Genomic DNA, 14,627 nt, shown 5'->3' with positions numbered 1-14,627 from the left:
TATGAAACTATTGATGTTATGCCGAGAGCCTCGTTTATACAGCTGTGTGAGGCTCAAACAAGCCGCTGAAAATAGTGGACACCAGCTAGATATTCTTGATCCTAATCGCTGTTTATTAAAACTTGAACAAAATGCACCGCACTTTATTCTGTATTATCAAGAAAAGAGCGACAGTGAGCCTGTTTTATTGAATGATTATCAAGGGATTATTCCACGTTTTGGCACAACCAGTACGCAAATGGGCTGTGCTGTATTACGGCATTTTCAAGCTAAGGGTACAGCCTGTTTAAATGAGGCAAAAGCTTTTTTATTGGCACGAGATAAATGGCAAAGTTTGCAGGCATTATTACAGGCGAATGTTCCTATTCCTACCACTTTATTAGCAGGGAATGAATTTTCCGCCTCAGCAGCGGTGGCGCAACTGAATGAGGAAATGATTTTAAAAACCTTAACGGGCGCACAGGGCATTGGGGTTATGCTGGCGGAAAAAGCCCAAAGTGCGGTCAGTATTTTGGAAACTTTACGTCATTCCTCTGTCCCTACCTTATTACAGCAGTTTATTAAAGAGGCACAAGGGCGTGATATTCGTTGTTTTGTGATAGGGCAACAAGTGATTGCCTCTATGCAACGAATTGGCAAAGCGGGGGAATTTCGTGCTAATTTTCATCGAGGCGGTTCCGCCGAGCTAGTTCAGCTTTCGCCACAGGAAAAAAATATGGCTATTCAAGCCACGCAAGCCCTTGGTCTTGATGTTGCTGGTGTGGATCTGATTCGTACCCACAAAGGCACAATGGTATTGGAAGTCAATGCCAGCCCGGGGTTAGAACTGATTGAACAAACCAGCCATATTGATATTGCAAGCCAAATGATTGCTTATTTAGAAAAGAAAATGGCACAATGAAAATATAGTCTTTCCATTTTAAAATTGAAACATAAAAATAGCCGTTTTATCGAACGGCTATTTTTTATGGTATCAATCTGATGAGTCTTTATGCTTGATTTTTTCTTTCATCAGCGATACATACAGCGGCGGTAAATAACACATCTGTTGAGGAGTTTAACGCCGTTTCTGTTGAGTCTTGTAGTACCCCAATAATAAAACCTACCCCAATCACTTGAGCGGCAATTTCATTGGGAATACCAAATAGGCTACAAGCTAATGGGATTAATAATAATGATCCACCAGCGACACCAGAGGCACCCGCACCACAAATAGAGGCGACTACGCTAAGTAATAAAGCACTACCTAAGGAAATTTCCATACCTAAAGTATGTACCGCGGCTAAGGTTAATACAGTAATTGTAATGGCAGCACCAGCCATATTCACAGCTGCTCCTAATGGGATAGACACTGAATAGGTTTTTTCATCAAGGTTTAAGCGTTTAGCCAGACTTAGATTGACAGGAATATTGGCGGCAGAGCTACGGGTTAAGAAGGCGGTTAAACCACTTTCACGCACACAAGTCCAAACTAAAGGGTAAGGATTACGGCGAATTTTCCAGAACACTAAAATTGGATTGACCACAAAGGCGACAAATAACATACAGCCAATTAATACCGCAAGTAACTGTACATAACCCAAGAGAGAGGCAAGCCCACGATCCGCTAAGGTATCAGCCACTAAACCGAACACCCCGATAGGTGCAAGCGAAATCACAAAATAGACGATTTTAGAAATGGCTTCGGAAATATCATTAAGCACATTTTTGGTAGTATCTGCGGCGTGGCGTAATGTAATACCTAAACCAATCGCCCAAGTGAGAATACCGATAAAGTTCGCATTAAATAGTGCACTAAGTGGGTTATCTAAGGCGTTAAAGAGTACCGCTTTTAATACTTCTGAAATCGCTTCTGGCGGAGAAAGGGAGTTATCTTGTACTGCAAGCGCAATGGTGCTTGGAAAAAGGAAGCTGAAAACCACCGCTGTTAATGAAGCAAGAAAGGTACCTAAAGCATATAAAATGATGATGTCTTTCATATTGCTTTGATCGCCAATTTTTTTATTGGCAATGGAGGCAATGATAAGGACAAATACCAGAATAGGTGCAACCGCACGCAATGAACGTACGAAAATTTGCCCTAATAAACCGACTTTTTCTGCGATATTAAAGCCTAAAGTGGGTTCGAGAGTAGGAGAAATTAATGCAACGATAATACCTAGTACAAGACCGATAGCAATACGTTTAATAAGATTTCCCTGAAAGAATAACGAAAAAAAACGTGAAGTATTCATAATATAATCATTGATGTTGTGTTTGGGCAGGTAAAATATAACCTGCGGTTAATCACGATATAACCTATTGGTATAAGCTATATGACCTATTAGAGACTGGAAAGATTAGCTTAAATTAAGCTTAAATAAAACATAAAAATAAAAAATTTGTATAAAAAAATGAAATTTTATTGACACATTGTTTTTTTATACAGTATATTAACTGTATTCTTGTACAGTTAATTCTTTTGAGGCGAATATGGATCCTATTGTAGCGATGGATAATGAAAAACAGACTTTCTCATATCAACCGATGCCGTTTTATACGGATTGTAGTCATAATGCGTTGGGGAAAAATAACTTGGTTAAATATAAGTTAGATTTAAATCTCTACTGTATTAAACGCCCGAAACAAACCTGCTTTATTCAGGTAACCAATCCTAATATGTTGGCTTGGGGAATTGAGCAAGGCGATATTTTGGTGGTTGAGCAAGCGGAGAGATTGAATGTGGGTGATTTGATTGTGCTTGAACAGGAGGAACAATTTTTACTGTATGAATTGCTGAATGATCGAGAACAAGAATGGGTATTTATGTCATTAGATGCCAAATACCATAGTATTCGTACTCAGAATTGGCAAGGGCTAAAGGTGTTAGGACGAGTAACCAATACCATTCATCAGTTTAAACCAAGAAAAAATCTCTTTAAGGCTTCGGTACAATAAGGGGATCTCTTATTTTATTTTAAATTGAAAGCAGTGATATTATTTAGGCGATAAGAGAATACGGCGAGATTGGGTATAATTTTTACGCCAATAATGGTCATTGAGGGAGCTAATGGTTACTCCTTGGCTTGTACTGGCGTGCATAAATTTATTTTCACCAATATATAAACCCACATGATGATTATGACGAAAGAAAACGAGATCCCCTTGTTGTAATTGCTCTTTATTAATGGATTTACCCAGCTGCCGTTGTTGTGATGTAGAACGAGGGAGATCGATTTGGTAAATTTGGGCGAAAATTTGTTGCATGAATGCTGAGCAATCTATGCCATTTTTTGTTGTTCCGCCTAGACGATATTTTGTACCTACCCATTGTTGATAAAGATGAGCAAGTTGAGCGTTGTTGATGAGTGTAGGGTGGCTTGCTTTATTGGTTTTAAGTGCTAATTGAGATTTAGGTTGCTGTATGTTTGTTTGTGGTGGTACGGCGTTACAAGCACTTAGCAATAATAAAGCTATTATAATAAAGAGTTTTTTCAACATTATTCACATCATCTCGCTATTTTTGATAAAATTTTGAAGATAATACTTGAATTTGTATATAATATCCAGTTTTTATCACTAATTGTTTTATCGCCGTACTTTATGAATGATGTGATAGCCAAAAAAGCAAAAGTGCGGTCAAATTTTTTATAATTTTTTAAGGATAAATGATGACAACACAAACAACACCTTTCTCGCTGATTAGCCGTTTATTTGGTAATTTATTTTATCGCCAACCTCAAGATCCTATTTTGGCAAATATTTTTACGTGGTTGGCTCAACAACAACTAACTGCCATTTGGCCATTATCCACCGATAACCAAAGTGAACAAGCCTTAAAGGCTTTGCAATCTCCTCAAGATTTAACGCAATTAAACAAAGAATATTGCCATTTATTCGATCCTCAAGTAGGGGCTGTAACAATTAAACTCAGTAATTATGATGTGAATTTGGCGGACTTTTTACAATTTCGTCAACAATATGCTATGCCAACATTAGAAAATGCTGATCATATTGCCCTTTTATTGCTTACTTCTGCTTGGCTTGAGGATAATGTGGTGGATATTGAGGTGCAAAAAACTTTCTTTGCCCAATTTTTATTGCCTTGTGCCAGTAAGTTTTTGGGGCAGGTTGAGGCACATAGTCATTTACCTTTCTATCGCGCCTTATCTCAATTATGCCGAGAAATTTTGTCAGCAATGGCTGATGAGTTAGAAGGTGTTGAATAGTTTTATTGTTCTCCCATTTTAAAATAATACAGTATTGGTACGCTTTAGCTTATTTTAATGGGGGACGACTATATTTGTTTACTGCTTGAATAGCCTGATACAAATTAGGCAATAATTGGTTAATCATATCAAGTTGTTGAATTGGTACAGTGAAATCTATTTGATTTAATTGTTCATGATAACAATTTAAAAATTGTTTAAGATTGTCGCTAATCTGTTGGTGTAATTGCTCAAATTCTTGAGTATTTAGCTTCGCCAGATGTTCTAATCCATAGATGATTTTTTTTGCCGTTGGGTAAAATTGAGCGAGGAAGTCCCTTTGCTGAGTTAAGGTTGCCATATAGCTACGGTATGCCCCCAATGCAGAAATATAACTTAGCAAGGTGGTATTCAGTTTGAGGAGCTGAAACCCTTCGCTGAGGTAGGATTGGTATTTATGTGGCTCATTATTCATATTGGATACCCTAATGTAGAGGGTATTTGCACTGTTATGGGCATTACGCCGAGCAATACGATATTTTAAATCATCGATCTGATCAAATTGTAATTGGCTGATAATGTATAACAAGTATTTGGCATTGGCGTTGAGGGCTTGCTCACTAACTTTATTTAATTCTAAATATTTCCAATCAGGCCATAAATAAGATACCGCCAGCCAAGAAATTAATGAGCCCGTTAAGGTGTCAATAACACGAGGTCCCATCGCTGCATAAAGATCAAAACCTATAATATCAAAGCTCATTAATACTTGAATGGTAATAAAAAAGGTGGAAAAGCTATAATTATTGCTACGAAAGAAGAAAAATAAGGTACTAGATAGCACCACAATGCCTAATTTGGTTTCTAAGGTTGTGCCGATATAGGGGAGTAATGAGCCGACGATGACGCCAAGAATTGTACCAATAATGCGTTGTTTTAAACGTGTTTTTGTGGCGGAATAATTAGGTTGGCAGACAAAAATAGCAGTAAGTAAAATCCAATATCCCCGTTCTAATTGTAAAAATTCAGCGATACTGCAACAGATGAACACCACAATAGAAAGTCTGAGTGCGTGGCGAAATAGGGGCGAGCGAAAGTTTAATTGACTACGAATAGCTTCAATAATATTACTTAATCCTGCAATATTGTCATTATTGATTTGCTGATGTTGGCTTTTCTCTTGCTGATTGTCTTGGCCGAGGTGTTGTAATTGCCAACCCACATTTTGTAAATTTCCAATGAGACGTTGCAAAGGAAATTGCGGAGATTGCGGTTGGTGCTGTTGATAAAATTCAAAAGATTGTTGAATGCCTTGCAAGGCTTTTTCTAAGCGTTGGTTATGTTGATAAGGGAGATTTTGTTGCAACTGATGAGCAAATTGGCGACAGGCTTGGGCTTGTAATTCTAATAAACGTTGGATACGAAAGAGAATATCGCTATTTTTGAGTTGTTGGGTAATGCGTTGATAATTGAAATGGCTAGAATTCACTTTTTCGTGAATTTCTTGAGCGGTTACGTAATAACGCAACATTTTTTGTGTGCGTGAATGGCGATGTTGCCCTTTTAATCGATAGAATAAAGAGGATCGACAATCATTAAATGATTGAATAACTTGACTATTTTTCAAGGCAAGCTGGACTTGTTTTTGTTCTAACTCATCAATATCATCAGGATCAAAGAAGCTGGCTTTGGTGTCTAAATAATCGGCGAGTGCCAGAAAAGATTTACAGATATTTTCTTGTACAGGGCGATGGGGAAAAAGAAGATAAATCAGCATAGCAGTAACACTATAAAGTAATGTTCCCGCTAAAATCATCAAAGGATTGAGATACCAAGGGGTAGAGGGTAAATAGGTTAAGCCAGTGTAGAGAGCGACAACCAATGCACTAAAAGCCACTGTGTTATAACGTTGCCCTAATGTACCAAGTATAGTAAAAATAAAGGTCATGGTGGTCATCACCATAATAAAGGCGTGGCTATGTCCTAACGTCAGTTGCGTGGCGATAGATGAAATGCTAAAAGCAATAAGGGTGTAAAACAGGTTTTTTAATCGCCCTGTTAAACGATGATCAAGATCGGCTAATCCCCCCGCAATAATTCCTAATACTAAGGGCATACTTTGTTGAGAAATAGCTAATTGCCATACTAATAATGCCGCAATATTAACGGCGATAAAAACAGGTAAGACCGCGATAATATTGGCGGTTAGCCAGCGCTTGATCATGATTTCGTTATTTATTGGTTAAGTTGTTTTTGTGCTTCTCGCACTCTTGCCCGTTGTGCCACTTCTTTGCTTACCACCCGTTGTCCCACAGGGAATAAGGCGATAGCGGCAAGTTTAAAATTCGCAATGCCCGTAGGAATACCTATAATGGTAATACATTGTGCAATCCCTGTGAGGACATGAGATAAACATAGCCACCAGCCAAAAAAGATAAACCAAATAATATTGAGTATTGTGCCAAGGCCGTTGCTGACAGGGTGAGTCGGTTCTAAGTATTTAATATGAATAATATCATTCCCAAAGGGAACAAAGGCCATTTTAGTAATTTCCCAACAACTGCGTGTGTAGGGTAAGGTAATGATTAAAATTGCACTTACTACTGTGGCGAATAACCAGCCTAATGTGGTAAAAAAACCGCCCAAGATAAAGTTTAAAATATTAAGAATTAATGCCATGGTATATTCTCATTGCTTTGATAAACGGATTATGAGTATAGCAAAAGCCTATTGCGGAATATATAGTTGCTCCATTTTAAAATAAGTCAAGCCCTATCAACGCCGTATTTTTTAAAGTGGGGCGACTATTTTAATCGTTCGGCTAAATAACCCTCATAATCAGGGACTGTAATGTCACATTTTTGAGCAAACAAAGGGGAACTAATAAGAAAATCAGCACTGGCTTCATTCATAGCAACAGGGATATTCCAAACTGTCGCAACACGCATAAGTGCCTTAACATCAGGATCATGAGGTACAGCATTCATTGGATCCCAAAAGAAAATAAGGAGATCGATTTTTCCTTCAGCAATTAATGCCCCTAGCTGTTGATCGCCCCCCATAGGTCCGCTTAACAGACTCGTGATTTCAAGTTGAGTATGTTGATGAACAAGGTTACCTGTTGTGCCTGTACCGTATAAACGATGAGGTAATAATAAAGTGCGGTTAGTTTTACACCAATTTATAAGTTGTTGTTTACGATGATCATGTGCCACCAGCGCAATATTTTTTTGAGAAGGTAACTGGCGAGTGGTTGTGTTCATTCTTTTCTCCTTTAAGCTAAATAAAAAGTGAGCAAAGCTCACTTTTCTATTTTGTTTGGATTAGGATTGATATTATTGCTGTTTTGCCCAGTTTAAGAAACGTGCTTGCGTTTCTTTGTCCGCTTGTTGGAACCAATATTGTAATTGCTGTTCTACAATATTTTCTCCTTGTACAACCACTTTTCCTTTTTGTGTTTTCGCAATGCCCGGAATACTTGCTGGAATTGCTGTAGTGGCAAAGGCACTTACCGCAGCAGGTGCACCAGAGGCATTATAATCTGAGATATTATCAATCAGATTAACACCAGGTAAAAAACCTTCTTGTTTTAAGCGATCTTGTTGCGTTTCAATCACATTACCAGAAGTGGTTTTTACTGTGATTTGTGGATTTTGTTTAAAATTACTCACATCACGCTCATTTTCAAGACGTGGTGCGGAGATAACAATATCTTCATTAGAGCCTTGGAAAGTCACAATAATAGGATCTGATTCAAACAATGTACGATCAGAGCCAGCGCGTATAATTTCGGAAACACGAATGACCACTTGATGTTTGTTACCAGCCTGAACATTAAAAGAACGAGCCTCTTTTAATAAGGATTTATTCGCTTTTTTTCCATCAATAGCAAGAAAATCTATATTTGAAGAACTGGTAACCACACCAGCAAAAGTTGCGCTACTTGCAAAAAGCATTGTTGCAGTCAACGCCAGATGACGAAGTTTCATGTCGACTCCTGAAGTGATATATCATTTAACGATAATTGAGTTATTGTTAATCGTCCCATTTTAAATTGAAACGGTTATACTTTGGTTAAGTACAAGGATATATCCTAGTCTAAATTGAGTAAAATTGAAATATTAAAGATGGTTAATATTGTATAATTGTTTATAATTTAACCATAACCTAGGTTTTAGTCCTAAGGTTTTTAAATTATCGTTGCCCTATTTTAAAGTAGGAGGACTATAATATGATGGTATAGGCACGTTTTGCCTTATTTGAACTGAAACGACTATAGCAAATAAAAAAATTTTTGAAAAATCGACCGCACTTTTATAGCATTGATAAACTTCATTACGGACGAAGAAAATGGATAAGGTATTAATCACAAAACATTTTGCTATTTATGGCAAAGTACAGGGCGTAGGCTTTCGCTATTTTACTTGGAAAAAAGCTAAGCAATGGCAGATTACGGGTTGGGTAAAAAATTTGGCAGATAATAGCGTTCAGGTATTGGCACAAGGAAGCCATGAAAATTTGACTTTATTTAAACAATGGTTAGAACAAGGACCGCCTCAATCTCGTGTAGAGCTTGTCCTTGAACTCAACGAACCACAATTCACCGAACAAATTTATTCACAGTTTTCTATCAAATATTGAGGCACTATAAACATTTGGCAGGTTTAGGAAGTCCTGCAAGTTTCGTTGCTTGTTTAGCGGGACCATCGGGAAATAAACGCTGTAAATAACGACTATTACCTTTTTCTTCACCCAGTTTTTGGCTCATGGCTTTCACAAGCATTCTTATTGCGGGAGAGGTTTTATATTCTTGATAAAAATTGCGGACAAAATAGATCACTTCCCAATGTGCTTCAGTCAGGGTAATTTGCTCTTGTTGTGCGATTAATTCGGCCACAGCAGGAGACCACTGGCTAATATCCATTAAATACCCATTGGGATCGGTGGCAATGATGACATCATCAAGTTTAAGCATACTTTTTCCTTTTTATAAAATGGAAAGCCCCTGTAAAGGGGCTTGAGTAGCTACAACAATTTATCGTTATTTCACTTTAAATTGAAACAGCCCTATTAATCTCTATTTAATGATAATAAGTTTAATAAACTAATAAATAAGTTATAAAGTGAAACAAAAATACTGACTGTGGCACGAATGTAATTGGTTTCGCCACCATGAATAATATTACTTGTTTCAAATAAGATCATACCCGCCGAGAAAATAACAAATAATGCACTAATAGCCACTTGCAAACCCGGGATATTTAAGAAGAAACTTGCAATCACACCCACGACTAACACGATAAACAAGGCGAAAAGCATACCAGACATAAATGACATATCTTTTTTTGTTGTTAATACATAGGCAGAACAAGCAAAAAAGACAATGGCGGTTCCAGCTAATGCAAGGAAAACAATATCGCCAGCGCCATAGCTTAAATAAGCATTTAAAATAGGTCCTAAGCTATAGCCCAAAAATCCAGTAAAAGCGAATGTAGCTAAAATCCCTAAGGCACTGTTTGCAAGAGAATAGGTTAAGAATAATAGACCATAAAAGCCCACGAGCATAACAATAAGACCCGGACGAGGGAGATTAAAACTCATGGAAACAAAAGCCATTAACGCCGAGAAAGCCAAGGTCAAAGCTAATAAAAAATAAGTATTACGCAATACTTTGTGCGTGCTAAGCAATGACGTAGATTGTTCACGACTATCAACAACAATACGAGGTTGCATAAAATTCTCCTTAGAATTGTGAATAAGATGTAATACTGGTTAAAGGTAATGTTTCAGCATGGAAAAGTCAATATTCAACCTCAAATTTGTATTAAACTAAAACAAAATGAACAAATAATCAGCTTTTGAACGATTAAAGTAAAATTTTCATTTACTCAATAAAAAAACTATATTATATTTCGCTCCGTCAAAACGACGGAGGAATGGTCGAGTGGTTGAAGGCACCGGTCTTGAAAACCGGCGAGGGTTTACGCCCTCCGTGAGTTCGAATCTCACTTCCTCCGCCATAAAATTTCATTAAGTCGTAAGTAAAGGTGTGAAAAATCAATAACTTACGGCTTTTTTATTTTCTAGTAGATCAAATAAATTTTCGTTTTCTGCTTCAGTACCAAATGCGTTAATTGGTGAGTGTTCCCAAAACATACCCACATTTGCATATTCAAGTAAGTGGTTTGCGTTTAAGTGAGCATAACGTTTTACCATTTCAATACTCTCCCAGCCACCAAGTTCTTTTAAAACCATTAGCGGCGTACCGTTTTGAACATGCCAGCTTGCCCAAGTATGTCGCAAATCGTGAAAACGAAAATTTTCAATGTTAGCTCTGCTTAATGCTCTTTTAAAATCTTCACGATCAATTTCTGTAATATATTTCCCATTTCCTCTATGAAATACAAAACCAGATACACGATCATTCCATTTTTTCTTAAGCATTAATATTACCTCGTTACTTAAAGGCAAAGGGCGAGCCTTTCCTGATTTGGCAATATCACTAGTAACGATAGCGATTTTTCGGTCAAAATCAATTTTATCCCAAGTTAATGAAAGAATCTCAGTCATTCTTGCTCCCGTCATTAAGGCAAATGAGCAGACTTCTTTCATCCAGATTAAATTCAATGAATCTATCAATTGTTGAGCTTCTTGTTTGCTAAGCCAGCGAACCCTTATTTTCGGCTCAGGATTTTTAGGTACGTAAGGCACGCTATCAATCCAACCCGCTTTATGAGCCAGAGACAATACTCGCATAATTGATGTTCGATATCGATTTTGAGTTGATGGAGAAAGTTTCTCTTGAGTACCTGTTTTATGAGTAGGTAAATTGTTCAAGATATCATCTGTTGTTAAAGAGCTTAGCGTTCGCCCCGCTAATACTGTTCGCCAATATTCTGTATGGCGAATTTTAGTTTCAATATCTTTTTGTCCTTTAGATACTTCAAGAAATCGAATTAGGGCTTCTTCTATGGTTCGTTCAGGCTTTTTGTCTAGCTGTTCGATTTTCCACATTTCGTGTTTTAATTTGTCGTGGTATTCTTGGGCTAATTTCCTTTCAGTTGTTTTAGCAGAGTGTCTAATTCTTTTGCCACTCGGCGTTCTGAAATCAACCCACCACTTACCATTTGTTTTTTTGTAGATCGACATTGTAACTCCTTATCGCCGACCTGCATTTCTAGCCGACATACATTATTTTGTTTTTTACGATTTTTTTCAAGATCTGCTTTATAAATCCGCCAAATACGAGAGCCTTCCATTCTGAAAAACCCCCACCTTTCACGGTTATTATAAACAGCGGAATAACTCATTTTGAGTAGGTCGGCGACATCTTGGATAGAAAGTGCTTGTTCCATAATTCCCCCTACAAATACTTATCCTTAATTAATCTATGCAAAACATTTTTAAACGCTCTGATATATTTCGCATTAAAGTTTAGCCATTTAAGCCTGATATGTTTTGTATTCTTCCAATCAGATATAAATCGATTACGTTGAATACACTTTTTATAGGCTTTCTTGGTTTGTCTGAAATTCCAACATTTTCGTTGTCGGCAATAAGTGATTTCTACTTCATTAGTTTTGGTGTTATAGGCTTCTAGGTTAATCATTATTTCCCCCTTTAATTCTTTCACTGGCCAGATTGAAATAATGTGGATTGATTTCAAAACCAACACAGTCAAATCCAAGCATTTTGCAAGCAACTAAACTACTTCCACTGCCAACATGGGTATCTAATATAAGCTGGCCAGCTTTAGCATATTTTTGTAATAGCCATAAATAGAGATTCACCGGCTTTTGGGTAGGGTGAATGCGTTTTTCATTCAACTTTTTATTTCCTTGTTGAATATGACCTTCTTCAATGCTTTTCCCTTGCATCATTCCATTCCACATATAGCGAAATTGTCTTACACTATTGTGTAAACTGCAGTATGCGATTTCGCAATCACTGAATGAGCTTTTGCCATTGACTTTATCCCATACAATTCGGCCAGAGCCAAAATTGTAATTGTTAAAATAATTAACACCCCAAATAATTTGATGTTTACTTACCCGAAATAATTCATCAAAATATTCAGCCGTGGGTAAATCCCAAGTGCTTGTTTTCGCATATAATCGCTGAACGCCAATAGAGCTTGCTTTATTGCCATAATAATTTCTTTTTTCTGGCCCACTAAAATAAGGTGGGTCAACAATAGCCAAATCAAAGAATTTATCAGGATATTTTTTTAATCCTTGTAAACAGTCTTCATTTCTGAAATCAATCATTAGTTATCCTTATTAATAAAAAAGCCACAATCGTGGCTATGTAGTTTGTAATATTTTAATTCTTATCCGTAGAAATACATTCCCTGTATCTAAAGGGATTAAGACTTATCAATTAATACACATTTCAACAAATAAACCATATATAGAAATACCTTTCTTACTTCGGCATCATTGTTATTACTTTGTTGTTCCTCACATGTAGCGATCAAATTTTTAACTTCTGCTATATCGATCTGAAAATCCCAATCCACCTCAACGCCCACACAAGGAGCATTAAAAAGATTTAGTAAAACGTAATAAAGCCCCTTTCTGTAAAGTTCTCTTTCTGGTTTTTCTCCATCAATAAAACTTCTCATATTTTCAAAAGTTAATCTATGCCTTGTTACCATTAATAATTCATTTATAAAGGTTTCTATTTTCTGATCGTCCTCTATGCTTGAATTATGAAAAAATAGTTTTATTACTTCCACATAATTTAAGAGTGTATTAAGCTCCCTTTTCATGTCTTCAGCAATATAAAAATTATTATTCAACACCGCCTGTAAGGATTGCATATAATTAGCCTCATACTTTACTAAGTCAGCTAATTCTACTGAACTTAGATCATTTTCATTAAAAATTACAGTAGCTAACATTATTGTATCTCCTCAAATATGTTTAATTTCCTTTCAACACCCTCAACGCCTTAATAAACTCAGGAATATAAGTATCAAAAGCGTTCATTAATTTTTCATCACGTTTAACGGTGTATAAATAAAGCGGTTGTGGTTGATATTCTGGGCAGTAGCTTACAAAATCCCAAGTTTCATAACCAGTTACCCATAATGCGGATTGCACTTGAATGATGTATTCATTAGGGACACCGCCCTCAAGCAAATAAACAATGTGGGTTTTCATTTTAGGGCATTTAATTTCAAGCCCTTTTTTTAACTCAGGCATTAAACCATCAGGGCTTATCATTAATTCCCTTGCCTCGTTTAAATACACACCGCCTACTTGAACAACGGTATTGCCGGTTAGAAATTCGTAAGCACTTCTGGCTAAAGGCTCAAGCTGATTACCTCTCTCCATAGCGGGTGTTTTTATCGTGTCGGCAGTATGTTCTATGCTTTCTGCTACAAGTTCCGCAAGATAACCTGTCCAACCTGATGATTTATTACCATTCGCCGTCACAATATGCTTTATGCCTGTAGCAGTGGGTATGCCTAACCTTGCGGCAAGCCATTCCTCTGTTCCTTGTTCGCAATCTAAAGTAATTAATCCCTCGATCATAATGGCACGTCCTCACCGTCAATACCGTCATCACGAACTTGCTGTTGATTAAGTTTATCCTTGAGCTTTTTCAGCACCTTTTCAGTCATCGCCTTTGGAATACTTTCAATATTTTTCACGCCACAAGCCGCCAGCAAGCCGTCCATATTTGATGAAGTTACCTCAACTAATTGCTTAATTTCCTCGATTTGTTCGGCGGAAATAAGCTCAATAGCTTGTCCCTCAAGGATATTTGCTTTAGGGGTAACATTGATCGGCTCTTTGTTATTTTCTGCAATGCGATCGGCTTCATCTTGGTCATAAATCCCTGTAAACCCAAAGGCTAATCTTGCACATTGAATCATCGCTTTATGACGTAACATTCGTTTAGGGTGGGTTTTCCAAGGGCCCATATCACGATAACATTCGCTCATATATTCTGTGACTGAAATGGGTTTGGATCGGTCTTTACGGTAAATGCGACAAGTACATTTTTCATCATCAAGATCAAATTCAATGCCGTCAAACTGCGGATTTTCGTTTAGAATTCTTGCCCAACCATCCACCCCAACAATCGGGACAATGCCGTTATTTTTATCAGGGAAAGCGTAAATTTCTTTTGTCCAAGGATTAAGCCCATATTGGTTAGCAACGATTAATAGCGCCGTCATTTGGCTATCATTCACATTGCCTTTAAATGCGGTATTTTTTAGGGTTAACATTAAATCTGAACCATCAGCAATTTCAAACCGATTGGCAAGTTTTTGAGTTAGGGATTGAAGTGTTGTTGACATAATATTTCCTCTGCTAAGTTAAATTAGGGTATAAAAAACCGTACTTGCCTAAAATCAAGTGTAAGTGCGGTTGGTTTTTTGGAAAGTTTTTCAGAATGAATTTAAGGTTTGACGTGAAGTGATAATGC

At 37.1% G+C, this 14,627-nt stretch carries 18 protein-coding genes and 1 tRNA gene; 5 read left to right on the top strand and 14 right to left on the bottom strand.

The window, feature by feature from the left end; translation table 11 throughout:
* Position 1: 1 nt before the first annotated feature.
* Positions 2–901, top strand: a complete 900-nt coding sequence (locus EV694_RS08570) for an ATP-grasp domain-containing protein (RefSeq protein ID WP_132691531.1) — start codon at positions 2–4, stop codon at positions 899–901.
* Positions 902–989: 88 nt separating this feature from the next.
* On the opposite strand, the gene sstT is transcribed toward EV694_RS08570, so the two are convergent.
* Positions 990–2,234 (bottom strand): serine/threonine transporter SstT, encoded by a 1,245-nt coding sequence (sstT, locus tag EV694_RS08565; RefSeq protein WP_132691529.1) that lies wholly within the window; start codon positions 2,232–2,234, stop codon positions 990–992.
* Between the two features lie 238 nt (positions 2,235–2,472).
* On the opposite strand from sstT, the gene EV694_RS08560 reads away from it, so the two are divergent.
* Positions 2,473–2,937, top strand: coding sequence for a LexA family protein (locus tag EV694_RS08560; RefSeq protein ID WP_132691527.1), 465 nt, complete (start codon positions 2,473–2,475; stop codon positions 2,935–2,937).
* 39 nt (positions 2,938–2,976) lie between these two features.
* On the opposite strand, the gene EV694_RS08555 is transcribed toward EV694_RS08560, so the two are convergent.
* Entirely contained in the window at positions 2,977–3,480 is a 504-nt protein-coding gene (locus EV694_RS08555) for a C40 family peptidase (RefSeq protein WP_132691525.1), read from the bottom strand.
* Positions 3,481–3,650: 170 nt separating this feature from the next.
* Between EV694_RS08555 and EV694_RS08550 the strand changes: the two genes are divergently transcribed.
* Positions 3,651–4,208 (top strand): TorD/DmsD family molecular chaperone, encoded by a 558-nt coding sequence (locus tag EV694_RS08550; protein WP_132691523.1) that lies wholly within the window; start codon positions 3,651–3,653, stop codon positions 4,206–4,208.
* A 49-nt stretch (positions 4,209–4,257) separates the two neighbouring features.
* On the opposite strand, the gene yccS is transcribed toward EV694_RS08550, so the two are convergent.
* From yccS to EV694_RS08530, 4 genes are all read right to left on the bottom strand, one after another.
* Positions 4,258–6,408: a YccS family putative transporter gene (yccS, locus tag EV694_RS08545; RefSeq protein WP_132691647.1), complete on the bottom strand. Its 2,151-nt coding sequence runs from the start codon at positions 6,406–6,408 to the stop codon at positions 4,258–4,260.
* 14 nt (positions 6,409–6,422) lie between these two features.
* Positions 6,423–6,866, bottom strand: a complete 444-nt coding sequence (locus EV694_RS08540) for a YccF domain-containing protein (RefSeq protein WP_132691521.1) — start codon at positions 6,864–6,866, stop codon at positions 6,423–6,425.
* Positions 6,867–6,991: 125 nt separating this feature from the next.
* Positions 6,992–7,450: a methylglyoxal synthase gene (locus tag EV694_RS08535; protein WP_132691519.1), complete on the bottom strand. Its 459-nt coding sequence runs from the start codon at positions 7,448–7,450 to the stop codon at positions 6,992–6,994.
* Positions 7,451–7,522: 72 nt separating this feature from the next.
* Positions 7,523–8,176 carry a curli polymerization inhibitor CsgI-related protein gene (locus EV694_RS08530; RefSeq protein WP_132691517.1) on the bottom strand — a complete coding sequence of 218 codons (654 nt, stop codon included), beginning with the start codon at positions 8,174–8,176 and terminating at the stop codon, positions 7,523–7,525.
* Between the two features lie 361 nt (positions 8,177–8,537).
* Here EV694_RS08530 and EV694_RS08525 point away from each other — a divergent pair, with 361 nt between their 5' ends.
* Positions 8,538–8,828, top strand: coding sequence for an acylphosphatase (locus EV694_RS08525; RefSeq protein ID WP_132691515.1), 291 nt, complete (start codon positions 8,538–8,540; stop codon positions 8,826–8,828).
* Positions 8,829–8,832: 4 nt separating this feature from the next.
* Here the strand turns inward: EV694_RS08525 and EV694_RS08520 are convergent, their stop codons facing one another.
* Entirely contained in the window at positions 8,833–9,162 is a 330-nt protein-coding gene (locus tag EV694_RS08520; protein WP_132691513.1) for a TusE/DsrC/DsvC family sulfur relay protein, read from the bottom strand.
* 95 nt (positions 9,163–9,257) lie between these two features.
* Positions 9,258–9,920 carry a Bax inhibitor-1 family protein gene (locus tag EV694_RS08515; protein ID WP_132691511.1) on the bottom strand — a complete coding sequence of 221 codons (663 nt, stop codon included), beginning with the start codon at positions 9,918–9,920 and terminating at the stop codon, positions 9,258–9,260.
* 197 nt (positions 9,921–10,117) lie between these two features.
* Between EV694_RS08515 and EV694_RS08510 the strand changes: the two genes are divergently transcribed.
* Positions 10,118–10,207, top strand: a tRNA-Ser gene (locus tag EV694_RS08510).
* Positions 10,208–10,244: 37 nt separating this feature from the next.
* Here EV694_RS08510 and EV694_RS08505 read toward each other — a convergent pair.
* The 6 genes from EV694_RS08505 to bet form a co-directional block, all read right to left on the bottom strand.
* Positions 10,245–11,336: a tyrosine-type recombinase/integrase gene (locus tag EV694_RS08505; RefSeq protein ID WP_132691509.1), complete on the bottom strand. Its 1,092-nt coding sequence runs from the start codon at positions 11,334–11,336 to the stop codon at positions 10,245–10,247.
* The gene (locus tag EV694_RS08500) at positions 11,234–11,542 is read right to left on the bottom strand and encodes a helix-turn-helix domain-containing protein (RefSeq protein ID WP_132691507.1); all 309 of its coding nucleotides are present in this window, start codon (positions 11,540–11,542) and stop codon (positions 11,234–11,236) included. Before EV694_RS08500 ends, EV694_RS08505 begins: the two co-directional genes overlap by 103 nt.
* Positions 11,543–11,788: 246 nt before the next feature.
* Complete coding sequence (locus EV694_RS08495; RefSeq protein ID WP_132691505.1) at positions 11,789–12,454, bottom strand: DNA-methyltransferase; 666 nt, start codon at positions 12,452–12,454, stop codon at positions 11,789–11,791.
* A gap of 98 nt (positions 12,455–12,552) precedes the next feature.
* Positions 12,553–13,089 (bottom strand): hypothetical protein, encoded by a 537-nt coding sequence (locus tag EV694_RS08490; RefSeq protein WP_132691503.1) that lies wholly within the window; start codon positions 13,087–13,089, stop codon positions 12,553–12,555.
* Between the two features lie 22 nt (positions 13,090–13,111).
* Positions 13,112–13,726 carry a YqaJ viral recombinase family protein gene (locus EV694_RS08485; RefSeq protein WP_132691501.1) on the bottom strand — a complete coding sequence of 205 codons (615 nt, stop codon included), beginning with the start codon at positions 13,724–13,726 and terminating at the stop codon, positions 13,112–13,114.
* Complete coding sequence (bet, locus tag EV694_RS08480) at positions 13,723–14,499, bottom strand: phage recombination protein Bet (RefSeq protein WP_132691499.1); 777 nt, start codon at positions 14,497–14,499, stop codon at positions 13,723–13,725. Before bet ends, EV694_RS08485 begins: the two co-directional genes overlap by 4 nt.
* Between the last annotated feature and the right edge of the window lie 128 nt (positions 14,500–14,627).

Source organism: Volucribacter psittacicida (genome assembly GCF_004339025.1).
In the GTDB taxonomy this organism is placed as follows: Bacteria; Pseudomonadota; Gammaproteobacteria; order Enterobacterales; family Pasteurellaceae; genus Volucribacter; species Volucribacter psittacicida.
This window is presented reverse-complemented; position numbering and strand designations above follow the sequence as displayed.